Annotated in this window: 13 protein-coding genes; 2 read left to right on the forward strand and 11 right to left on the reverse strand. The window is 72.8% G+C overall.

Annotated features, from left to right (window positions below):
* Positions 1–9: 9 nt before the first annotated feature.
* The 7 genes from ACZ4V1_RS33825 to ACZ4V1_RS33855 form a co-directional block, all read right to left on the reverse strand.
* Positions 10–729: a glycoside hydrolase family 12 protein gene (locus ACZ4V1_RS33825; protein ID WP_468344286.1), complete on the reverse strand. Its 720-nt coding sequence runs from the start codon at positions 727–729 to the stop codon at positions 10–12.
* 37 nt (positions 730–766) lie between these two features.
* On the reverse strand, positions 767–2968 hold the full coding sequence (locus ACZ4V1_RS33830; RefSeq protein ID WP_468344369.1) for a glycosyl hydrolase family 95 catalytic domain-containing protein: 2202 nt from the start codon (positions 2966–2968) through the stop codon (positions 767–769).
* Between the two features lie 131 nt (positions 2969–3099).
* Positions 3100–5076 carry a beta-galactosidase gene (locus ACZ4V1_RS33835; protein WP_468344289.1) on the reverse strand — a complete coding sequence of 659 codons (1977 nt, stop codon included), beginning with the start codon at positions 5074–5076 and terminating at the stop codon, positions 3100–3102.
* Positions 5076–7292 (reverse strand): 1,4-beta-glucanase, encoded by a 2217-nt coding sequence (locus ACZ4V1_RS33840; RefSeq protein WP_468344292.1) that lies wholly within the window; start codon positions 7290–7292, stop codon positions 5076–5078. The genes ACZ4V1_RS33835 and ACZ4V1_RS33840 overlap by 1 nt, the downstream gene beginning before the upstream one ends.
* 150 nt (positions 7293–7442) lie before the next feature.
* A complete protein-coding gene (locus ACZ4V1_RS33845; RefSeq protein WP_468344295.1) occupies positions 7443–8378 on the reverse strand; it encodes a carbohydrate ABC transporter permease in 936 nt (311 codons plus the stop codon).
* Positions 8375–9409: an ABC transporter permease gene (locus ACZ4V1_RS33850; RefSeq protein ID WP_468344298.1), complete on the reverse strand. Its 1035-nt coding sequence runs from the start codon at positions 9407–9409 to the stop codon at positions 8375–8377. Before ACZ4V1_RS33850 ends, ACZ4V1_RS33845 begins: the two co-directional genes overlap by 4 nt.
* 26 nt (positions 9410–9435) lie before the next feature.
* Positions 9436–11121, reverse strand: coding sequence for an extracellular solute-binding protein (locus ACZ4V1_RS33855; RefSeq protein WP_468344301.1), 1686 nt, complete (start codon positions 11119–11121; stop codon positions 9436–9438).
* Between the two features lie 427 nt (positions 11122–11548).
* Here ACZ4V1_RS33855 and ACZ4V1_RS33860 point away from each other — a divergent pair, with 427 nt between their 5' ends.
* Complete coding sequence (locus ACZ4V1_RS33860; RefSeq protein ID WP_468344304.1) at positions 11549–14419, forward strand: glycoside hydrolase family 3 C-terminal domain-containing protein; 2871 nt, start codon at positions 11549–11551, stop codon at positions 14417–14419.
* A gap of 397 nt (positions 14420–14816) precedes the next feature.
* On the opposite strand, the gene ACZ4V1_RS33865 is transcribed toward ACZ4V1_RS33860, so the two are convergent.
* Positions 14817–15683 (reverse strand): class I SAM-dependent methyltransferase, encoded by an 867-nt coding sequence (locus ACZ4V1_RS33865; RefSeq protein ID WP_468344307.1) that lies wholly within the window; start codon positions 15681–15683, stop codon positions 14817–14819.
* 139 nt (positions 15684–15822) lie between these two features.
* Between ACZ4V1_RS33865 and ACZ4V1_RS33870 the strand changes: the two genes are divergently transcribed.
* Complete coding sequence (locus ACZ4V1_RS33870) at positions 15823–16407, forward strand: TetR/AcrR family transcriptional regulator (RefSeq protein WP_468344310.1); 585 nt, start codon at positions 15823–15825, stop codon at positions 16405–16407.
* Between the two features lie 160 nt (positions 16408–16567).
* Here the strand turns inward: ACZ4V1_RS33870 and ACZ4V1_RS33875 are convergent, their stop codons facing one another.
* The 3 genes from ACZ4V1_RS33875 to ACZ4V1_RS33885 all read right to left on the reverse strand — a co-directional run bounded on the left by ACZ4V1_RS33875 (position 16568) and on the right by ACZ4V1_RS33885 (position 22494).
* Positions 16568–18013, reverse strand: a complete 1446-nt coding sequence (locus tag ACZ4V1_RS33875; RefSeq protein ID WP_468344313.1) for an aldehyde dehydrogenase family protein — start codon at positions 18011–18013, stop codon at positions 16568–16570.
* 223 nt (positions 18014–18236) lie between these two features.
* Positions 18237–19922 carry a PucR family transcriptional regulator gene (locus ACZ4V1_RS33880; protein WP_468344316.1) on the reverse strand — a complete coding sequence of 562 codons (1686 nt, stop codon included), beginning with the start codon at positions 19920–19922 and terminating at the stop codon, positions 18237–18239.
* Positions 19923–20082: 160 nt separating this feature from the next.
* A complete protein-coding gene (locus ACZ4V1_RS33885; RefSeq protein ID WP_468344319.1) occupies positions 20083–22494 on the reverse strand; it encodes an ATP/GTP-binding protein in 2412 nt (803 codons plus the stop codon).
* Positions 22495–22746: the final 252 nt, after the last annotated feature.

Here is a 22746-nt window from a genome sequence, read left to right on the forward strand (position 1 = left end):
GGTACGGGGTCAGCCGCCGCTGACCGTCAGGTTGTTGGTACGGAAGTCGAGGCCGCCGGCGGACGAGGTGATCTCGTAGCCGAACTGGACGTCACCGATGGTCTCGTTGCCCATCCAGCCCTTGGTGTCCTTGATCCACTTCAGGATGGGCAGGATGTCGACGGTGCCGGAGTTCGAGTCCGAGGTGCGCAGGAACGAGAAGACCTCGTTGGCGCCGTTGTCCCCCTTGTAGACGTTCCAGGAGTGGCCGCCGAGGGTGACCGAACCCTGCGGGCTGCCGAGCGGGCCGACGGCTCCGTGGTAGTTGACCCAGAGCATGATCTCGTAGTCGTAGTCCGTGTCCCAGATGTCGTACGACGTGTTGTACGCGCCGGACGACGGAACCGTGACGTTGTAGCTGCTGCTCAGCGAACCGAGGGAGGCGATCGGCTTGTTGATCACCTTCTTGGCGTTCGGGTAGGACTTGATGCCGCCGGTGTTCGGGTGGTCGGCCCAGACGCCCCAGTTGGTACCGGAGTTGGCCCAGACGCACTGGCCGCCGGCGCCGGAGCCCCAGATGTTGTTGTAGAGGGTGTAGCCGTTCAGCGACGTGTTGCCCCACTGGTCGCAGGAGTTCCAGACGGCCGCCTGGGCGGGGGCGGCGGCCAGGCCGACGGTGGCGCCGAGGGCGAGGGCCGGGGCCAGCAGGGCGGTGAGGGTGCGTGTGCGTGTGCGTGTGCGTGGTGCCATGGGTTTCCTTCCATGGGTGGGGGGAGTTGCGGTGGTGCTACCGCGCCTTGACGCTGATGACGCGGTCCTCTCCGGCGGCGAGGTCGAGCGGTTCGGCGCCGGCGGGAGTTCTCAGTTCGATGCGGTGGGTGCGGCCCGGGCGCAGGACGGCCGTCGCCGTGCCGTCGGCCGTCCAGCCGAGGTCGAGCTCCGCTCCGAACCGGGTGCGTACGCCCGTGAGCCGCCCCTCGCGGCAGCTCTCCGGGAGCGCGGGGAGCAGAACCAGCCGGTCCGGGGTGGACTGCACGAGCATCTCGATGAGCACGGCCGGGAGGGCGTGCGCGGCGTCGGCGTTGTAGACGTCGCGGCGGGGATAGTGGGCGCTCATCAGGGACGCGTGGAAGAAGTCGCCGTCGAGCACCTGGCCGAGGGCGTGGGCGACCCGCTCGGAGTCCCGGAGGCGGGCCGCGATCAGTGCGTGGTGGAGGTGGCCGTGGGCGGAGTCGTTCTCGGCGCCGCGCAGTGCGAGGGCGCGACGGGCGGCTTCGGCCAGCTCGGGGGTGTCGTACGGGTTGATCTCGTCGAGCGGCCAGACGCCGTAGAGGTGGCTGAGGTGGCGGTGGTCGTAGGTGTCCGCCAGGCCCGGCCACGCCCACTCCGCCAGGGCACCGTCGGCGTTGGTCCGGTGTGGGGGGAGGCGGTCGGCGAGGCTGCGCCAGCGGTCGGCGTGCCCGGGGTGGCGGTCGGCGGCGGTCAGCAGGGCGTGCCGGGCGGCGGAGAGGTCCATGGCCGCGTTGACCGTGCCCCAACTGGCGTTGGCGGGCCGGTTCTCGGGCGAGTAGGAGGGGACCACGACCGCGTGTCCTTCGGCGTCGGTCCGGGTGAGGAAGTCCTCGTAGAACAGGGCGGCTTCGGCGAGCGCGGCGGTGGTGCGGGGATCGCGGGTGCCGTACGTCTCGTCGTGGTCGACGAGGGGCTTGAGCAGCCAGTCGGCGCCCGCCGTCCACAGGTGGAGCGGGTACTCGCGGCTGAAGTGGTAAGTGTGCCCGGACTCGCCGTCGGTGTGCGACGGTGCGACGACGCCCCGGGTGCCGAAGACGGCGCGGGCGTTGTCCCGCCAGTGGGGGAGCTGCCCGTGGACGAGGGCGGCGTGGGCCTCGGTGACCTCGGGGAGGGCGGCGGTCGCGGCGGAGGCGGTCTGGAGGTTGAGGTTGGCGTTGGTGGTGAACGCCCCGGACCAGGCCGTGTTCCAGTCGCCGGTCCACAGGCCGGTCAGGCGGGGCGGGAGCATCCCGCTGGCGGAGAGCAGATGGTAGCGGCCGGCCGCGAAGAGCCGTTCCACAAGGGCCGTGCCGCGCGGGCGTGCGAGCAGCGCGGAGCCGGGCAGGGCGCGTTCGGCCGGGTCGGCGGCGAGGTCGAGGGTGACGCGGTCGTAGGCGGTGCGGTGGAGGGCGAGGTGGCGGTCGAGGAGGCCCTCGTACCGCGTCCCGTCCGGCAGGTCGCGCAGGGCGCGGCCCTCGGCGACCACGTCCAGCTCGCCGGTGTGGCGGCGCACCCGGGTGAGGAGCAGGACCTCCGTGGCGCCCTCGACGAGGACGCCGGGCGGAACCAGTTTCGTGGTGCCGCCGGTGACCGCGACCAGGGTGACGCCGGTGTACGCCAGCTCGCTGCCGGGGTAGCGGGCGCGCAGGCTGAGCAGGGCGCCCCCGGGGGTGAGGACGGCGCCATGGCCGACGCCCAGCCCGGCGGGGGCGCCGGGCAGGCGGGGGTCGAGGGACAGGTCGAGGGTGAGGTGCGGGGCGGTGACGCGCTGGACGATGACGTCGTCGGCGCGGGAGACGAAGACGCGGCTGGTCCAGGCTCCGCAGGTGGCGGTCGTCTCGCCGGTGGTGAAGTCGACGAAGCGGCGGTAGGAGGCGCGGGTGTCGCCGGGGGGTCTGTTCAGGCGGAGCTGGAAGGCGGGGTGGAAGGGGCGTACCCATTGTTTCGGGCGGCCGTCGGTGAAGCTCTCCGCGGCCGTCGTGTCGCCGGCCAGCAGGCGGTCCTGGAGGACGGGGAGTTCGGCGGCGAGCCGGGGTGGCCGACGGTGCTCGTCGTCGCCGTTCGGGCGGACGAGGGTGTGGTGGGTGACGATGACACGGTCGGCGTTCGGATCACCGAACACGAGGGCGCCGTGGTGGCCGTTGCCGCTCAGGAAGGCGTCCTCCCAGCGGGCGGCGGGTTCGGGCTCCCAGGTGCCGTGCACGGGGCCGCCGGTCATGGGCGTACCGCTCAGGGGCGTAGGGGCCATGGACCCGTCGGCGGTGGACCCGTCGGCCGTGGACTCGTCGGCGGTGGACCCGTCGCCCATGGACCCGTCGGCCGTGGACCCGTCGGCCATGGGCGTATCGCTCATGAGGCCGGCTCCGTGAGGACCGCCACGCCGTAGCGGTCGAGGGTGACGCGGTCGGTGACGGTCGCGTCGGTCAGCAGGTCGCGGTGGGTGCCCGGGACGTCGACGGTGACCGGGTCACGGCCGTGGTGGAGGAGGAACAGCAGGTCGCCGCGGCGTACGGCCTCGACGGCGGCCGGGAGACCGTCGAGCACCGGGCGGGCGCCCGCGTCGGCGGCGATGCGGGCGAGCAGGTCACGCAGCGCCGCCGGCTCGGGGAGGGTGGAGAGGTACCAGGCACGGCCCTTGCGCAGGACGGCCGGCATTCCGTCCAGCTCGCCGCCCTTGTAGAGGACGGTCTCGGTGGCGGTGCCGTCCGGTTCGATCTCCTCCGACCAGAGGGTGCCGCCAAAGCCGTCGCAGGGCGCCGTCTCGTCCGTCTCCAGGGGCCACCATTCGTGCAGGGTGCGGATGCCGAACAGGTCGCGCAGCCGGGCGTCCATGCCGCCGGGCCTGACCCGGTCGTCCTCGTCGGCGACGCCGGTGAGGAAACCGCAGACGAGGGTGCCGCCACCGCGCGCGTAGGCGAGGAGGTTGTCGATCGCCGCGTCCGTGAGGGCGTAGAGCTGGGGTACGACGACCGCCTTGTACGGGGACAGGTCGTGTTCCGGGTGGGCGAAGTCGGTGGTGAGGTGGGCCTCCCACAGGGCGCGGTGCCAGGCGCGCAGGACGTCGGGGTAGTCGAAGCGGGTGGAGAGGCGGCCGTCCTGGGCGCCGGCCCACCAGGAGTGCCAGTCGTGCAGGACGGCGATGCCGGCGGTGACGGTGCCGTCCGCCGCGTGCGGGCCGAGCTTCGCGAGGTCGGCGCCGAGCTGCTTGACCTCCTGGTACGTACGGCCCTCCGCCCCCGCGTGGGAGACCATCCCGGAGTGGAACTTCTCGGCGCCCTGCCTCGACTGGCGCCACTGGAAGTAGCAGACGGCGTCGGCGCCGCGGGCCACGGCCTGGAGGGACCACAGGCGGTTGAGGCCGCGCGGCTTGGGGTGGTTGGCGCCGCGCCAGTTGACGGGGCCGGCCGCCTGTTCCATGAGCATCCACGGGCCGCGCGCCTGGGAGCGGGTCATGTCCTGGACCAGGGCGCCTTCCTGGGCGCCGAGGGGGTCGCGCGGGTCGGGATAGAGGTCGACGGAGACGACGTCCTCCTCCTCGGCCCAGCGCCAGGCGTCCTGGCCGGACCAGAGCGGCATGAAGTTGGTGGTGACCGGCAGGTGCGGGGTGTGGCGGCGGACGATGTCGCGTTCGGCGGCGTAGCACTCCAGGAGCATGTCGGAGGTGAAGCGACGGAAGTCGAGGACCTGGGCCGGGTTCCTCAGGTAATGGGCGCGGCGGGCCGGCAGGATCTCCGCCCAGTCGCCGTAGCCCTGGCTCCAGAAGGCGGTGCCCCAGGCGGTGTTGAGGGCGTCGAGGGTGCCGTAGCGGTCCTGGAGCCAGCGGCGGAAGCGGGTGGCGGCCTCGTCGCCGTGGTCGTAGGTGCAGTACTCGTTGTTGATGTGCCACATGGTGAGGGCGGGGTGGCCGGCGTAGCGGGCGGCCAGGGCCTCGGTGATGGCGGCGGCGTGCCGGCGGTAGGTGGCGCTGGAGTGCGAGAAGTGCTGCCGGCCGCCCCACCACTCGGTGCGGCCGTCCTCGTCGCGGGGCAGGGTGTCCGGGTGGAGCCGGCCCAGCCAGGGCGGCGGCGAGGAGGTGGGGGTGGCCAGGACGACGCCGATGCCGTTGGTGTGCGTCAGGTCCATCAGGCGGTCCAGCCAGCCGAAGTCGTGGACGCCGGGGCGGGGTTCGAGTCTCGACCAGGAGAAGACGCCGAGGGTGACGGAGTTGACGCCGGCGGCCCTCATCAGGCGGACGTCCTCGTGCCAGGTCTCCTCGGGCCACTGCTCGGGGTTGTAGTCGCCGCCGTAGAGGATGCGGCGGCGGGTGGTGTCCGACAGGTTGGGCATCAGCTCGGCTCCCCGTACTGGATGCCGCGTCCGTTGGTGGCGAGGTAGACGCGGCCGTACACGCGCGGGTCGCCGGTGATCGTCTCGCCGGTCCACCCCCACTGGTGCTGGTCGTCGTTGATCCGCGTCCAGCTCTTCGCCTCGTCGTCGGAGCGGTAGACGGCGGTGACGGCCCCGGTGGAGCCGACCTGGTAGATCGCCGGGTAGCCGGCGCCGTCCGCGGCCTTGCCGAAGCCGAGGGTGTGGGAGGCCCGGCAGCTTTCGACCCTGGTGAAGCTCCGGCCGCCGTCGGTGGAGCGGTGGAGACCGTTGGACTTGGTGCTCAGCCACAGGTCGCCGGTCCGGCCGGGCGCCGCCACCAGCTTGTACTGGCTGTCGCCGGCCGGCAGTCCGCCCGCCCGGACGGTGAAGGACCGGCCGCCGTCAGTGCTGGCGAGCAGCGTTCCCGTGTCGGTGTCGTATGCGTAGAAGAGCGTCGGGTCGGCCGGGTCGGCGACCGGCGTGGCGCCCTTCGGGAAGGAGGGGATCTCGGACCAGGTGGTGCCGTTGTCCACCGAGCGGTGGGCGGGGTGCTTCGTGCCGTCCCAGTGCACGAAGGACCACAGCAGCACGCTGCCGTCGGCGTTGGTGGCGATCGGTCCCGGTGCGTTCTCGGCGATGCCGGGCTGGGCCGCGAAGGGCGCCCAGGTCCGTCCGCCGTCGCGGGAGTACGCGCCGTTGCCGTTCTCGCCCCAGCCCGCCCGGACGACGTAGGCCGGTCTGCGCGCCGCCTGTGCGAGTCCCGTCGCCGACCCGGACACGGGGTTCGTCGCCATGCCGCGTGCCGGAGAGGCCGTGAGCCGTTCGTGGTACATGACGCCGATGTCCCGCGATCCGCTGAGCAGGTGCGCCCTGCCGACCGGGGGCGAGACCAGCTGGGTCACGGACGCCTCCTCCAGGCCGCGGATCTGCGGGGCCCAGTGGCGCAGGTCGCGGGTGCCGTAGAGGGTGGCGCCGGTGCCGTACACGAGGTGCCCGGAGTCGTACGGGTCGAGGGCGACGGCCTGGATCCACCAGCCGAACTTGGGCTGCTCCTCACCCCACTTGAGGTACGGGGTCTCGGAGACGTCGAAGACGGCCGAGTCCTTCAGCGACGTCCAGGTGCGGCCGCCGTCGGTGGTCCGGAAGAGGGTGTCGACCGCCGCCCAGCGGTTGTTGGTGGAGACGACGACGGTGCCGGGGCGGCGGGCGTCGACGGCGACGCCGCCGTAGCCGAAGCCGTCGGTGGAGCCGTCGGGGGTGGTGCCGCCGGGTTCGACGGGCGTGACCTCGCTCCAGCGGCCTCTCATCGTGTGGAGCTTGTGCACACTGCCGGTCGACTGGCCGTTCGGGCCCGGTGCGTCGGCGTACGTCACGTACAGCTCGCGGGTGTACCGGTCGTACGCGGCGCGGATCGGGACCTTGGCCGCGGTGCCGGAGGGCTGCCCGTCGACGGGCTGCCAGTCGGTGCCGTCCCGCGTGCGGAAGAGGTTCGGCGAGGTGCCGTCGGCGTCGCCCCAGCCGGCGTAGACGGTGCGGTGGGCGGCGGCGAGGAGGGTGACGCCCTGGCCGGTGGCGCTCGGGGAGGCCGGGAAGCCGGTGGCGGAGGCCCAGGTGGTGCCCCGGTCCGTCGACTTCCACAGGCCGTCGTGCCGGGTGCCCAGCCACAGGGTGTCACTGTCGCGCGGGTCGACCAGGAGCCGCTCGCCGGTGCCCCGGCCGTCCTCGTTGGCACCGAGTTTCACGGTGAGGTCGGTGCGCCGCCAGGTCCTGCCCCGGTCGTCGGAGCGCAGGATCGCGCCGTTGCCCGCCCATGCCTGGGCATAGGTGCCGCAGGCCAGGTAGAGCCGGTCCGGGTGGGCGGGGTCGACGGCCATCGCCTCGACGCCGAGGAGGTTCCAGTCGTCCCAGCCGAGGTGGTCCAGGAGCGGCACCCAGCGGGCGGCCCGGTCGTCCCAGCGGTAGGCGCCGCCGATGTCGGTACGCGCGTAGGCGAGCCCGCGGACACGGGGGTGGAACAGGACACCGGTGATGAACCCGGTGCCGCCGATGACGACGTTGCGCCAGCGGTAGGGGCGGGCTCCCCCGGTCTCCTCGGCGGCTTGGGCGCGGCCGGGGGTGAAGGGAACGGCGGTGAGTGCGGCGGCGGCCGCGGTTCCGGCGAGTACAGCACGCCGGCTCGGGGGGAACGCGTGCATGACATACCTCGTTCTGGGATGGGCGGAGGATGGAGGAGACCCGGGCACTGGGCGGTGCGGATGTGCGGCTCCGTCGCGGGGCGCGAGGAGCCGCTACGGCGCGATGGCGCTACGGCGCGACGGCCGAAGCGGCCACACCCGCCTGGCGCCTCAGCCCTTGACCGCGCCCGTGAGCATCCCCTTCTTGAAGTGCCGCTGGACGAACGGCGACAGCACGGCCACCGGCAGCAGGGCCATGACCATCACGGCCATCTGCACGGCGAGGCCGGACAGTTCCCCGGTCTTGATCGCCTGGCCGAGGCCGACCGGCGCCTCCTGCTTCTGCACCAGTTGGATCATCACGTTCTGCAGGGGCATCATGTCCTGGTCGTTCAGGTACAGGGAGGCGTTGAACCAGGCGCTCCAGTACCCGACGGCGTAGAACAGCGTGATCACCGCGAGGACCGCCCGCGACAGGGGCATCACGATCCGCCACAGGATGCGGAAGTCGCCGGCGCCGTCGATCCGGGCGCTGTCGATCAGCTCCTGGGAGATGCCCATGAAGAAGCCGCGCAGCACCAGGATGTTGAAGACGCTGATCGCGCTGGGCAGGATCAGCGCGAGATAGCTGTCCGTCAGTCCCAGCGACTGCACCAGCAGGTAGGTGGGGATGAGGCCGGCGCTGAAGAACATGGTGGCCAGCAGGACCATCAGGACCCAGCGGTGGCCGAGGGACCCGCTGCGGGACAGGCCGTAGGCGCACAGCACCGACACCGCCATCGAGAACAGGGTGCCGACCAGGGTGACGCCGATGCTGACGGCCGCGGCGCGGGTGACCTGGCCGCCGCTGAGCAGTTCCTGGTAGGCGACGAAGGTGACGTCCGTCGGGATCATCACCAGACCGCCGGCCTCGTCGATGGCCTTGCGCGTGGACAGGCTGGTGACCACGACGATCCACAGCGGGAACAGGATGGCCAGGCAGGCGAGGAGCAGGACCAGCCCCTTGGCCGCGAGCCCGGCCGGGCCGGGCTTCTCCTCCCACACCGGCCGGGGCGGGGCCGCCCAGCGGCCGGGCGTGCGTGCGGGCTTGTCGATGACGGCGGTCACTTCTTGTACACCCCCTGCTCGCCCATGAGGTGGGCCACCTTGTTCGCTATCAGGACCAGGCCGAGACTGATGACGCCCTTGACGAGCCCCGCCGCGGCCGCGAAGCCGAAGTCCTGGTTGCGCACACCGTTCCACCACACGAAGGTGTCCAGGACCTCCGCCGCTCCCGGTCCGACGGCGTCGCGTTGCAACAGGATCTGTTCGAAGCCGACGGTCAGGGCGTCACCGACGCGCAGCACCAGGAGCAGGGCGATCACCGGGCGCAGTGCGGGCAGCGTGACGTGCCACATGCGGCGCCAGCGGTTGGCGCCGTCCATCGCCGCCGCCTCGTAGAGGTCGGGGCTGACCGAGGCCAGCGCGGCGAGGAAGACGATGATCCCCCATCCCGCGTCCTTCCACACGCTCTGCGCGGTGACCAGGAACTTGAAGGTGTCGGGGTCGGTCATGACGCTGAGTCCGTCGTACCCGTGGTCGCGCAGCAGCGTGGACAGGAGCCCGGCGCCGCCGAGGAGCTGCTGGAAGACGGCGACGACCAGCACCCACGAGAAGAAGTGCGGCAGGTAGAGGATGGCCTGCGAGATGGCCCGCACCCGGGGCCGGACCACGCTGTTGATCAGGAGCGCGAGCAGGATGGGGATCGGGAAGTACAGCACCAGCTGGAGGAAGAACAGCACCAGGGTGTTCTGTACGGCGTTCCAGAAGGCCGAGTCCTCGAAGATGCGCTGGAAGTTCTCCAGCCCCACCCAGGGGCTGTGCAGGATGGAGACGATCCCGTTGTCGCTGATGTAGGGGTCGTAGTTCTGGAAGGCGACGACGTTGCCGAGGATCGGCAGGTAGTTGAAGAGCAGCACCAGCAGCACGGCCGGCAGCGTCATCAGCAGCAGCGCGCGGTCGCGCCGGAACCTCAGCCGCAGGCTCAGCTTTCCGGCGGGTGGTTTCTTCCCGGTGCCGGTGGCGCCGTCGGGCGCCCCGGGGGTCTTCTCCGTCGCTTCGGCCTCGGCCCTGCTCCGAGGCACCGTGCTGTGGGACACGGCCGTTCTCCTTGCCTCGGTGCCGGTCAGCTCGCGGCGGAGCCGCTGTCGTCGAGCAGCTTCTTGTACCAGTCGCGCAGTTCGTCACCGCCCTTGCTCCGCCAGTCGGAGACGGCCTGCTGCATGTCGCCGATCTTCTTGCGGCCGCGCACGATGTCGTCCTCGAGCTGCTCGAAGTCGTTGGAGAGGTTGGTGTAGCGGGTGGGTTCGGTGATCTGCATGCCGTAGAAGGCGGACTTCTTGGTGAAGGCGCCCATCCGCTGCTGCCACTCCACCTGGCCCCTGGCGACCTCGGGGAAGTCGGGGTGCGCGGTGGTCGGTGCGGGGCTGGCGACCATCACGTAGGCGTTCAGCACGTCGATGTTGCCCTGCTCGGTCTTGGTGGGGACGCCGTCCTTCACGGTGTAGTGGGTGCCCTCCACGCCGTAGTTGGTGGCCATGTACTCCTTGGTGCCGTACGGCGCGGCGGTGACGTTGGCGACGGCCAGCACGTCGCGGATCACGTCCTTCGACGCCTCCTTGTTGACGAAGGCGAAGATGCCGGCGGGCTGTTCGGCCCACAGGGTCGGGTCGCCGCCGTCGTGGCCGAAGACGTCCATGCCCCAGACCTCGAACTCCGGGTTCTGCACGGCCTGTTCGGCGGTGCGGCTCCACCACTGGGAGATGTTGTTGGCGTAGATGAGGAACTCGCCCGCCGCGAACTTCGGACCCGGGTCGGTGGCCTGGCTCTTGCCCAGCTTGGCGTCCGGGTGGACGACGCCGGCGGCGAACAGCTTGCGGGTCCACTCCAGTGCCTCGAGGTACTCGTCGGTCTCGATGCGGTACACCATCTTGCCGTCGACGAGGTTCCAGCCGAGCGGCTTCTCGCTGCCGGAGAGCACGCCGAAGGCCTGGAAGGCGGTCCACTTCATGTCCAGGCAGGCCCACCGCTTCGCCTTGGCGTTGGTGATGTCCTTGGCCAGTGCCATGAACTCGTCCGCCGAGCGCGGGACCTCGTACCCCTCCTTCTCGAAGACGTCCTTGCGGTAGAGGGGCACGATGCCGGTGACGTAGGGGGCCGGCTGCGGCAGGCCGCGCAGCTTGCCGCCGAAGATGGAGCGCCGCCAGGCGTCCGTCGGGATCGCCGCGAGGTTCGGGTAGTCCTTGACCGCGTCCCCGGACAGGTAGGGGCCGAGGTCGGCGAACTTGCCCGTGATGGCGCTGGGTATCCGTCCGTTCATGTTCCAGCTCGGGACGACCACCACGTCCGGGACGTCGCTGGAGGCGAGGACCGCGCCGAGCTTCTGCTCGTAGGTGTTGCCGTCCTGGTTCTGCCACCGGACGTCGACGCCGATCATGTCGTTCATCGCCCGGTAGTAGGCGTTGCCGCCGTCGGGCGGTGAGCCCCAGAACGGCGACATGACGGTGACCTCACCGCCTTTGCCGAGCTTCTCGGGCACCGAGGTCTTCAGGTCCGCGAGGTCCAGCTTGCTGGTGAAGCCGATCGAGGAGCCGTTCTTGCTGGGGATGTCCGGCGTGACCACGTTGCCGGCCACGAACGCCGGCAGCAGTTCCCTGGCGTCCTTGTCCGACGTGGTGCCGTCCCTCGAGCCGCCCTCGGATCCGCCGCAGGCGGAGAGCAGCGGCAGCCCTCCCGCCACCGCTGCGGTGGCGACCGCCGTGGAGGCGAGGAACTTTCTCCGGCTGGGGCCGGAGGCGGCGTTCGGCGTCATTGCGTCAACCCTTCGTGGCGCACCAGGACACCCGGCGGTGGCCGTCGGCTGCGGTGTCTCGAGTGGAACTGGCTGAGCTGAAGCGGTCGTCGGAGGACTGCCCGGTTTCCGTCGCAACCTCAAGGTGCACCGGGTGCACCGGGTGCACCAGGCGCACCAGGGGCACTTCCGGGTGGGAGCCTCGTAGTCGAAGCGCTTCGATGTTGCTGCGAGGTTAAGTGAACGCCTGGGGGTGCACAAGAGTCGACTCCAGAATTCCTCCGAGGTGTCGGGGAGACATGAGTGGCCGAACCGGCTCTTGTAACGCCCGGGTTGCGAGGAGAAGTCGGAGGCGTTGTCGCCAAGTGGCTTGACACCCACCCCCGGGCCGACTGAGCATCGAAGCGCTTCGAAAGCGCCTGGCCGCACCATCGCAAGGGAACTCCACGTGACCGCACCCACGCCGCCCACGCCGCCATTCCGTGATCCGCACCTGCCGTTCACGAAGCGCGTCGACGACCTGATGTCGCGGCTCACGCTCGACGAGAAGACCGGGTTCCTGCACCAGTTCACACCCGCCGTCGAACGGCTCGGCATCGCCGCCTTCCGCACCGGCCAGGAAGCGCTGCACGGCGTGGCCTGGATGGGCCCGGCGACCGTCTTCCCGCAGGCCGTGGGGCTCGGCGCCACCTGGAACGAGGACCTGGTGCGCCGGATCGGCGAGGCGGTGTCCAAGGAGGCCCGGGCGATGCGCGCCCGCGACGACCGCGTCGGCCTCAACGTCTGGGCCCCGACCGTGAACCTGCTGCGCCACCCCCTGTGGGGCCGGGGCGAGGAGGGCTACTCCGAGGATCCGAGGCTCACCTCGGCCATCGCCACCGCCTACACCCGCGGCCTGCGCGGCGGGCATCCGACGTACTGGCGCACCGCGCCCGTCCTCAAGCACTGGCTCGCGCACAACAACGAGACCGACCGGGACACGTGCTCGTCGTCCGTCCGTCCGCGCGTCCTGCACGAGTACGACCTGCGCGCCTTCCGCGAGACGGTCGAGGCGGGCGCCGTGGCCGGGGTGATGCCGGCCTACAACCTGGTCAACGGCCGTCCCAACCACGTCTCCCCGTACCTGCGGGAACACCTGCGCGCGTGGACGGAGGACGACCTGCTGGTCTGCTCGGACGCGGGCGCCCCCTCCAACCTGGTCGACTCCGAGCACTACTTCGACACCCACGAGGAGGCGACCGCCGCCGCGCTGCGGGCCGGGGTGGACAGCTTCACCGACCACGGCACGGACTCCTCGGCGACCGTCGCACGCGTCCGGGGCGCCCTGGAGCGGGGCCTGCTGACCGAGGCCGACGTCGACGCGGCCGTGCGACGGCAGTTGTCGGTCCGTTTCCGGCTCGGCGAGTTCGACCCGGAGCACGACCCGTACGCCGTCACCGCGGACGCCACCGCCGGCTTCGACACGCCGGAGCACCGCGCGCTGGCCCTGGAGGCAGCCGAGCAGGCGATCGTCCTGCTCAAGAACGACGGCGTGCTGCCACTGGCGCCCGGCACCCGCGTCGCGGTCGTCGGTCTGCTCGCCGACGAGTGCAAGCTCGACTGGTACAGCGGCACGCTCATCCACCGCTCCACTCCGCTGGAGGGCCTGTACGAGCGGTTCGGTGCCGAGCGCGTGAGCTTCGCGGAGGGCGTGGACCGGATCCGGCTGAAGACCGCCGCCGGTACCTTCCTGCACGTGCCCCCGTCGGACGACTCCCCCGGCGACGCGCCCGGCACCGAGGGCGCCCTCGACCCCGCCCTGCTGGCCGGCCGCACCGACCTGCCGCCGCTCACCACCGACGCCACCGGCACCGAACTCGCACTCGTCGACTGGGGCGAGGGCGTCCTCACCCTGCGCGCCCCCGACGGCCGCTACCTCTCGGTCGCCGAGGACGGCTTCGTCCGCGCCTCCGCCGACCAGCCCGGCGGCTGGGTCGTGCAGGAGACGTTCCGCCTGGAACCCCACGGGAGCGGGCACCTCCTCCGGCACACGGGGACGGGTGGTCACGTCTGTGTCGCCGCCGACGGCGTGAAGGTTGCCGCTCCGGTCACCTCCCCGGGCGACGAGACACCGGAGGTCTTCGAACTGGTCGTCACCGAGCGCGGCGAGGACGCGGTGGCGCGGGTGGCCGCGGAGGCGGACGTGGTCGTGGTGATCGCGGGCAACGACCCGCACATCAACGGCCGGGAGACCGAGGACCGTACGACGCTGCGGCTGCCCGCCCACCAGGAACGGCTGCTGCGCGCGGCCCGCACGGCGAATCCGGACACCGTACTGACGCTCGTGTCCGCCTACCCGTACGCCGTCGACGCGGCGACGCTCCCGGCGGTGCTGTGGACGGCACACGGCGGCCAGGCGGCCGGCACCGCGCTGTCCCGGGTCCTCGCCGGTGACGTCTCCCCCGCCGGGCGGCTCCCGCAGACCTGGTACGCCGACGACGCCGACCTGCCGGACCTGCTCGACTACGACGTGATCGGCGGCCGCCAGACCTACCTGTACTTCGAGGGGACGCCGCTGTTCCCCTTCGGGCACGGTCTGTCGTACGCGTCCTTCGCGTACACGGACCCGGCGGTGCGCGTCGAGGACGGGGAGGTGTCCGTGTCCTTCACGGTCACCAACACGGGGGACGTCACCGCCGACGAGGTGGCCCAGCTCTACGCCCGCGCGGAGAATCCGTCGGTCCCGCGCCCGCGCCGCGAACTCCTCGCCCACCGCAGGCTCACCCTCGCCCCGGGCGGCACGGCGGAGGTGTCCTTCGCACTCCCCCTGTCCGCGTTCGCGTTCTGGGACGTCGCGCACGGCCGGTGGCGGCTGGAACCGGGCCCGTACGCCCTGCTGGTGGGTGCCTCCAGCGAGGACGTACGGCTGTCGGCCACCGTGCCCCTCGACGGCGAACCCGCCGCGCCGCGCCCCGTCCGCGAACGCGGCCTGGAGGCCGTCGACTTCGACCGGCAGAGCGGCACGCGGATCGTCGACCGGACGAAGCTCGCGGGCGACGCGGTGACGCCGGTGCCGGGCCGGGAGGGCGAACTGCTCTACCGGGCCTGCGACTTCGGAACCGGTGTCACGGGGGTGACGGTGACGGTCGCGGGCGAGGGAACCGTGGAGGTCGCCCTCGACGGAGGCCCGACGGTGGCGGTGCTGACCCCTGCGGAGCCCACGCCGGGACCGTACGACTACGTGGGCATCGGCGCCGGGATGGCCGCCGGGGGCGTACACGATCTGCACATCAGGCTGCGCGGCTCTCTGCGGCTCGCGCACGTCGGCTTCTCCGGTTGAGGGTCCGGAGCAAGCCGGCCGGAGGAAGGGGTCCGGCACCGGCGCGTGTCCACCGGTGCCGGACCCCCGACTCACCGCCCGCCCGGACCGGGCGCGGCTCATGGGCGGCGATCACGGCCCGGTCCGGTGGCGCGGCTCATGGGCGGCGATCACGGCCCGGTCCGGTGGCGCGGCTCCAGCAGGCGTCAACCGGCTTGGTGCGAGGGAGTCCCGGGCTGGTGGTCTGCACCGGCGGCCGCCCCCACCAGGAGCTTCCGCCGTTCCGCGCCGCTGCCGGCGCCCTCACGATGCCCTGCCGTCGGGAAGGGCGGGCACCGGGTGCGCACGGTTGGACCTGGACCACTCCCACGCGACGCTGCGGGGCCCGCTCCCCGAGTGAGGCGGGCCCCTCCCCGGCCTAGGAGGCGGCCGCCGGACCGGCCGGGCGGTCCGCCGTGACCAGCCATGACGTGCTGCGCAGCCGGACCGTGCCGTCGGCCGCCTCGTGGGCGCGCAGATGGTCGGTGAGCACGCGGCGGGCGCGGGCCTGTACGGCCGTGTCGGCCTGGCCCAGGAAATGCCTGCCGGGCCCCGTGTTCAGCAGGAACTCCGTGGCGTCATCGGCTCCGCGCCCCCAGGCCCCGTACGCCTCGACCCGGTCGACGGCCACGCCGGAGAACCCGGCGGCGGCGAGGACCGCGCGAATCCGGTCCGGGGACGCCAGGGAGAACATGCCGGGCCGTCCCGGCGCGTCGAAGTCGCCGAGCGGCAGGAGGTCGCGCAGTGCTCCGATGGCCGTCACCCAGCCGTTGAGCGCGGGCTCCGCCGGGCAGACGAACGCCAGGCGTCCGCCGGGCCGCACCGCCCGGCCGATGTTGCGGAAGGCCGCTTCGGGGTCGGAGAAGAACATCACCCCGTAGCGGCTGATCGCCGCGTCGAACGTGCCCGGCTCGAAGGCGTACGCCTGTGCGTCGCCCTGCGTGAACGTGACGTTGGTGATGCCCTCCCGCGCCGCCCGGGACCGTGCCTCGGCCAGCATGGGGCCGGACAGGTCGAGGCCCATGGCACTGCCCCGTGGTGCCCGGAGGGCGGCGAGGCGCGTGGTCTGCCCGGAACCGCAGCCGAGGTCGAGGATCCGGTGGCCCTCGGCGAGCCCGGCGGCGTCGAGCAGTGGCTCGTTGAAGCCCTCGTTCACGGCGTTCCACCGGTCCTGGTTGCGCGCCCAGTGGGCGCCTTCCGGGCCGTTCCACGCCTGTGCCTGCTCGGTGTTGACGATCTCCGACACGGTGCCTCCCGCATAGCGTACGGAACGAAGAATGGGCGTTCGCCCAAACGCTATGGGCGTGCGCCCATACTGGCAATCCCCTTACGATCCGAGAGGTTGCGCCACTCGCGGCGCCGGACGCCGAAAGGAAGCGAGGCCCATGTCACCCCGTGGAGTGGCGACGCCGGACGTGCGCGAGCGACTGTTCGCGGCCGCCGAGAGGATCGTGGAGCGGGACGGGCCGGGCGCGCTCACCAGCCGGTCCGTCACCACCGAGGCGGGTTGCGCCAAGGGGCTGCTGCACACGCACTTCGCGGGGCTCGACGAGTTCGTGGCCGATCTCTGCCTCGACCGTTTCGCGCGGACGGCGGAGCAGGCGCGGGCCATGGCGGAGCTGGCCGGGCGGGGCACGGTGGCCGGGAATCTCGACGCCGTGGCCCTCTCGCTTCTGGACCGCGGTGGCCCGGCTCTGTCGGGCCTGGCCATGACACGTCCGGCCGCGGCGGCGCGCGTCCGCGAGGCCATGCGGGACGGCGGCCCGGGCTTCGCCGCCATCCAGGAGGCGATAGCCGGCTATCTGGAGGCCGAGCAAGCCCTCGGACGGCTGCCGGATACCGTCGGCCCGCACACCGTGGCCCTCGCCGTCGTCGGCACCGCCCACCACCTGCTGATGACCGGCTGGCCCGGCTCCCCCGACCCGCGGCCGGCCATGCACCGGCTGGTGGTCGCGTTGGTGGGTGGCTAGGCGGCCGGCGGCGCCGATGCCCGTGCCGCACCCGGCGCCCCGGCCGGGCGAAGCCGTGCCGAGGGCGAGGACGAGGACGGTCGGGGTGCCGGTACGCGCCGGCGGCCCGAGCCCCCGCACAGTGGGCTCGGGCCGCCGGCCTTCTACGGTGTGGCTCCGGTCAGAGCGCGAGGCCCGTCAGGACCAGCACCCGCTCGTAGGTGTAGTCGTCCATCGCGAACCTCACGCCCTCGCGACCCACGCCGGACTGCTTGGCGCCGCCGTACGGCATCTGGTCGGCGCGGTAGGAGGGGACGTCGCCGATGACGACGCCGCCGACCTCCAGCGCGCGGTGGGCGCGGAAGGCGGTCTGGAGGTCGTGGGTGAACACGCCTGCCTGGAGGCCGTACTTGGAGTCGTTGACGGCGGCGAACGCCTCGGTCTCGCCGTTCACCCTCTGCACGCTGAGGACGGGGCCGAAGACCTCCTCGCGGGCGAGGGTGGTGTCGGCCGGGAGGTCGGTGAGGACGGTCGGCGCGTACGAGGCTCCGTCGCGCTTGCCGCCGGTGTGGAGGGTGGCCCCCGCCTCCACCGCCTGCCGCACCCAGGCCTCGACGCGCTCGGCGGCGGCCTCGCTGACCAGCGGCCCGACGTCCGTCGCGTCGTCGTTCGGGTCGCCGGTGACCTGGGCCTCGACGGCGGCGACGATGCGCGGCAGCAGGCGGTCGTACACGGCGGCGTCGGCGATCACGCGCTGCACGGAGATGCAGGACTGGCCGCCCTGGTAGTTGGAGAAGGTCGCGATGCGGTTCGCGGCCCAGGTCAGGTCCTCCTCGCTCGCCCAGTCGCCGAGGACGACGGCCGCGCCGTTGCCGCCCAGCTCCAGCGTGCAGTGCTTGCGCGGCACCGAGTCCATGATCGCGTAGCCGACCGTCTCGGAGCCGGTGAAGGAGATGACCGGCAGCCGCTCGTCCCGGACGAGGGCGGGCATGCGGTCGTTGGGCACCGGGAGGATGCTCCAGGAACCGGCGGGCAGCTCGGTCTCGGCGAGCAGCTCGCCGAGGATGAGGCCGGAGAGGGGGGTGGCGGGTGCCGGCTTGAGGATGATCGGCGCACCGGCGGCGATCGCGGGGGCGATCTTGTGGGCGCAGAGGTTCAGCGGGAAGTTGAACGGCGCGATGCCGAGGACGACGCCCTTGGGGAAACGGCGGGTGAGGGCGAGGCGGCCCTGGCCGCCCGCGTCGGTGTCGAGGCGCTGGGCCTCGCCGCCGTTGAAGCGGCGGGCCTCCTCGGCCGCGAAGCGGAAGACGGACACCGCGCGGCCGACCTCACCGCGGGCCCACTTGACCGGCTTGCCGTTCTCGGCCGAGATCAGGCGGGCGATCTCCTCGGTGCGCTCCGCCAGACGCCTGCTGACGTGGTCCAGGGCCGCGGCGCGGGTGTGGGCGGGGGTGGCGGCGAACTCGTCCCGTACGGCGTACGCGGCGGCCACGGCCTCTTCGACCTGCGCGTCGGTCGGCAGGCTCACCGTGCCGACCCGGCTGCCGTCCCAGGGGGACGTGACGTCGAAGGTGGCCTCGCCGGTGGCCTGGCGGCCGGCGAGCCAGAAGGCGTGGGTGGAAGTCATGTCGAGTCCCGGCCCTTCCGCGTTGGGGGTGTGTACGGGGGTGCGGGGTCCACGGTAGGGCGGGGCCCGGTGAGGGGCGTTTGTCCGAGTCGTAGTGGTGGGGGTCGAGGGTTCGACGTTGTGGCCTGTTTGGCGGAGCGCAGTGGGGGCGGGTGACCGAGGGACGCCGTCCCGGCCACCCTCTCAGCCCCCTCCGCCCCGGGACCGCGCCCCCGGGCACCGGCTATTCGGCCGACGTCGCCTTGAGCGCCAGCCACAGCTCCATCCGCACGTCCGGATCGTCCAGTGAGCGGCCCAGGATCTCCTCGACCCGCCGCATCCGGTAGCGGAGGGTGTGCCGGTGGACGCCGAGTTCGGCGGCCGCCGCGTCCCACTGGCCGTGGCGCGAGAGCCAGGCGCGCAGGGAGGCGACCAGGTCGCCCCGGCCGGTGGCGTCGTGGTCGCGCAGCGCCCGCAGCAGGCCGTCGGCGAAGGCGCGCACCGCGTCGTCGGCGAGGAGGGGAAGGACCGAGCCGGCCGCCAGGTGCTCGTGCTCGACGCAGGCCCGCCCGCGCCGGCGGGCCACCGACAGGGCCTGTTCGGCCTGCTTGTACGCGGCGGACGCGGCGATGGGCCCGGACGGCGCCGACAGACCGACGACCAGGCCCTCCTCGTCACCGCCCGCCGTCGGCTCCGGTGCCGGGCGGCCGGACTCCAGCGCGGAGGCGTACTCGACGCAGGCGGCGACGGCGGCGCCCCCGTCCGTGGCCAGCACCACCAGCCGCTCGCCCTCGGGGACGACCAGCACCGCCTCACCGGACCGGGCTGCCGCGGACTCGACGACCTCGGCGAGCGCGCCGAGCGGGTCGCCGTCGGTGTGGGCGGCGGCCAGCGCGGCGGCGGACGGCCTGGTCCTGGCGGCGGGCACGCGCGCGTGGGGCCCGGCGTGCGCCCACGCGGCGGACGCCGACGCCGACTCGGCGACGATCATCCGGAAGGGCGCGTCCAGCAGGCCGCCGTACAGGTCCCCCGCGACGGTGCGCGCGTGGTCCGGTTCGCCGGCCAGCAGCATGCGCAGTACGGCCGCGTCGATGCGCAGCCCCGCCTCGTGCAGGGAGCGCGAGCGTTCCGTGATGAGCGTCAGCAGGGCGATGGCGGAGTGGACGGCGTACCGCTCGGCGGTGCCGAGGGCGGAAGCCGTGCCGACGGCGAGCGCGGAGCGAGGCCTGCGGGAGGTGCCGAGGGAGTGGAGTTCGACGCGGTCGGTGTTCTCGGGGCGGTCCGCGCTCTCGGCTCCGCCGACGACGGAGGAGGCCGGCGCGGGGCGCTCCCGCAGCCGCTCCACGTCCGCCGTGAGCCGCGCGGCCCTGCGGCCCGCCCACTCCGGTGCGGCGGCGACGACGGCGCCCGAGGCGTCGTACAGCGCCGCCCAGCCGTCGACCTGCGCGGCCAGTGCGGCCAGCAGCCCCTCCGGGCCGTCGGTCAGCGCCCGCTTCGTCAGCTCGCGCTGGGCGGCGAACCCCGCGGTGACCGCCCGGTACTGGTCGGCGGCGATCGCGGCGGACACGGCCTTGCTGATGGCAAGGAAGGGGGTGCGGCGCGGCACCTCCAGCAGCGGCAGTCCCTCCTGCCGGGCGGCCTCGACCAGCGCCTCGGGAACGGCGTCGTAGTTGACCCCGACGGCGAACCCGAGCCCCACCACCCCGGCGCCCGCCAGCCGCTTCACGTACCGGTGCATCGCCTCGGGGTCCGCGGCGTCCAGCTTGAGCGCCGTGATCAGCAGCAGCTCCCCGCCCTCCATGTACGGCACGGGGTCGGCGAGCTCGCTGACGTGCGCCCAGCGCACCGGCACGTCGAGGCGGTCCTCGCCCGCGCGCACGGTCAGTTTCAGCGCGGAGTGGTGGACGAGGGAGGCGAGCGTGGGGGGCATGGGGCCTGGGCCTTCGGATCTGCGCGAGGGTGTGGGATGCGGGCTGATGGTGTGAGGGACGCGGTCTGTGAGATCTCTGTGATCTTTTGGCCGCCGCGTATGAACGACCTGTGTCGATTCTGCCTCACTGTACGGTCCCCGGGCGCCCGTCCCGGACAGATCACCCGCGCAGATCCACCAGCAGCGGCGGCGCGTGCTCCCCCTCGACGGTCGTCAGCGACAGCACCGCGTGTCCCGCGGGCACGGCGTGCGCCAGCTCGGACGCCGACCAGCGCTCGCGCTCGACCTGCCGCACGGTCACCGCGTCCGTCGTCACCGCCTTGCCCGTCACCAGCTTGCGCAGCGCGTGGAAGGCCCTGGTCATCGGCTGGTCGGCGAAGACCGTGTGCTTGGCGACCTCCGTCGTCTCCACCCACTCGGTGCCCCAGGCCTGCGCGAACCGGCTGCCGTCCCAGGTGGAGACGCCGCAGAAGGCCATACGGCAGCCCACCGCCCCGTACAGCGGGCCGTGGAGCGCCTCGGGGACGTCACCGACGGTGCGCAGGGCGAGCAGCACGCCCGCGTTCTGCGAACGCAGCCGCTGGATGCGGCGCACCGACTCCGCGGTGACCGTTCCCGTCGCGTCGTCCAGGACCAGGCAGGCGAAGTGTTCCCGTCGGCCCGTCCTGACGACGGAGTGGAACTGTGCGAGGACCAACCGGGTGATCACCCGGCCGGCCTCCTCGTGGCCGCGCTCGGGGAGGTCGATCCGCACCCGCAGCGGATGGTGGGCGATCGCCCGCAGGGAGAACGACCGGGCCGGACCGCCGCCGCCGAAGAAGTCCGCGAACACCGGCCGGTTCAGCAACGCCAGCCGGTCGGCCAGGGCCCGGCCCGCGTCGCCGGGCCGCCCCGTCTGCCGGACGCGCGCCTCGAGTTCTCGGCGCATGACGTCGTTCCCGCTCGCGTCGAGCGCCTCCCCCAGCCGGTTCAGCGCCCTGTCCTCGCCCTCCAGCAACTCGCGCAGCTCCGGCAGGGAGGGGAAGCGGCCGTGCACCGCCCGGAACGGGCCGAGCAACTGGGCCAACGCGGTGCCGGCGCCCTGCGCGCCGCCCTCGAGGTCGCCCACCAGCGCCTCGGCGAGGATCGCGGCCGCCTCGTCCGGGTCGTCGGCCTCGGCGTACGGGTCGAGGTCGTGCACCGAGGACGGATCACCGATCCGCACGATCACGTCGAAGGCCGCGTCCGCTCCCAGCGGCCTGCCGGGGGCGGAGACGGTGACGAGGGCACAGCGCCCGGTGAGCGCCTGCAGCGCGAGTGCCTCGGTCACCGGCTCGACGAGGCCGCGGGTCTTGCCGGACCCGGAGGGGCCGACGGCGAGCAGCGAGGTGCCGAGCACCTCCGGGCCCAGGGCCGCTCCGGCGTCGTGGTAGGGCTCGGGGGTGTACTCGCCCGCCACCCAGCGGCCGATCCGCACCTGGTCGGCGAGCAGGTCGTGGCGGGCGGCCCTGCGGGGCAGGTCGCGGGCGCCGGACGGGTGCGTCCAGGCCGCACCGCCCTGACGCAGGACGGTGTCGCGGAAGGCGTTCAGCGTGGCACCGCTCCGGGCAGCGGCGAAGGCGTGCTCGACACGGACGCAGTCGACGTCGTTCATACGGCTGCGGGCGACCTCGGCGGTGAGCAACTCGGCGGCCTCGTGCTGGCCGGCGTCGTGGAGGGCGGGCCACTGGGAGCGGGGGCGGACGGGCACGGGAGTGCCGGGGACGGCAGGCGCCCGGCGGGCGGCGAACAGCCCTCTCGCGTACGGCACCCAGTCGCCGAGGCGGGCGAACGGCCAGACCACGAGCAGCGTGACGACCGCGTACAGCGTGTCCGTGAAAAGGGAGGAGGCCATCAGCTCGTAGCTGTCCGAGATCAGCACGGTCAGGGAGAGCAGCGGAGCGACGACCGGTACCGGGGACCATCCGACGCCCGGGAAGGCATCGGGGAAGACGAAGCTGAGGACGACGAGGGCGAGAAGTACGGTCACCAGGGCGCGTACCGGCTGGGCCATGCGGCTCACGTAGTGGCGGACGATGGCGCGCCAGCTGCCGAGCACGCCCACCGTCAGAACGAGTACGGCGAAGAAGACGCCGTCGTAGATCATCAGCGCGTCCCACCCCGGTTCCGCCACCGTGCGCCCCTCGACCGGCTTGGGCGTGGCCACGGTGACCGCCTCCCACCAGTGGTTGGGAGTGAACATCCGCAGGGGGACGTGCTTGTACGGGAAGTAGCCGCTCCGCCAGAGGGACCACGCCCCGATCGCCAGCACGAGCGGGATCAGCAGACCGGCGACCGTCACGGGGGCGAGCCGCTCCGGGGTCTCCCGCGGGCTGTGGCCGTACCGCCAGATCCCGGGCCGGGCGGTCGGCCGCGCCGTGTCGAGCCAGGCCGCGACGGTGGACGGGGGCCGGGGAGCCTGTTCGGGCAGAGGCGGTGCGTCCGGTGCCCGACCCGGCCGCGGCGGCACCGCGGGCACCGCGGGAGGCCCCGCCGGACGCGGTACAGGATTCGCATGCGTACCCCGCGCGTCCCGGTTCCCGTCGCTGTCCATCGCCCTTGCCCCCTGACCAGCCGCCGCGTCCACCGTCCGCGGGCCAATCTAACGCCCTCCCAGGGGGAGTTCACCGCTTACACGGCCGGGCCCGCGTCGACGTGTCCCTGTGCCGCCGCGTCCACCACATGTCCATCGCGGACAACCGGCACCGCGGACAACGCCCACATGGAGCATGCCCGCTCCCCGGTCCCGGTCCTAGCCTGCGAGAAAAGAAGGCAAGCGTCCGTAAGATCCGCAAGACCCAGGAGC

It is taken from the genome of Streptomyces sp. NPDC028991 (assembly GCF_055564775.1).

Excerpts from the sequence above, each read along its gene's own strand:
- ACZ4V1_RS33880 (WP_468344316.1), bottom strand. The coding sequence starts at position 19,922 with ATGCCCCCCACGCTCGCCTCCCTCGTCCACCACTCCGCGCTGAAACTG.
- ACZ4V1_RS33885 (WP_468344319.1), bottom strand. The coding sequence starts at position 22,494 with ATGGACAGCGACGGGAACCGGGACGCGCGGGGTACGCATGCGAATCCT.
- ACZ4V1_RS33825 (WP_468344286.1), bottom strand. The coding sequence starts at position 729 with ATGGCACCACGCACACGCACACGCACACGCACCCTCACCGCCCTGCTG.
- ACZ4V1_RS33875 (WP_468344313.1), bottom strand. The coding sequence starts at position 18,013 with ATGACTTCCACCCACGCCTTCTGGCTCGCCGGCCGCCAGGCCACCGGC.
- ACZ4V1_RS33855 (WP_468344301.1), bottom strand. The coding sequence starts at position 11,121 with ATGACGCCGAACGCCGCCTCCGGCCCCAGCCGGAGAAAGTTCCTCGCC.
- ACZ4V1_RS33835 (WP_468344289.1), bottom strand. The coding sequence starts at position 5,076 with ATGCCCAACCTGTCGGACACCACCCGCCGCCGCATCCTCTACGGCGGC.
- ACZ4V1_RS33840 (WP_468344292.1), bottom strand. The coding sequence starts at position 7,292 with ATGCACGCGTTCCCCCCGAGCCGGCGTGCTGTACTCGCCGGAACCGCG.
- ACZ4V1_RS33870 (WP_468344310.1), top strand. The coding sequence starts at position 15,823 with ATGTCACCCCGTGGAGTGGCGACGCCGGACGTGCGCGAGCGACTGTTC.
- ACZ4V1_RS33830 (WP_468344369.1), bottom strand. The coding sequence starts at position 2,968 with ATGACCGGCGGCCCCGTGCACGGCACCTGGGAGCCCGAACCCGCCGCC.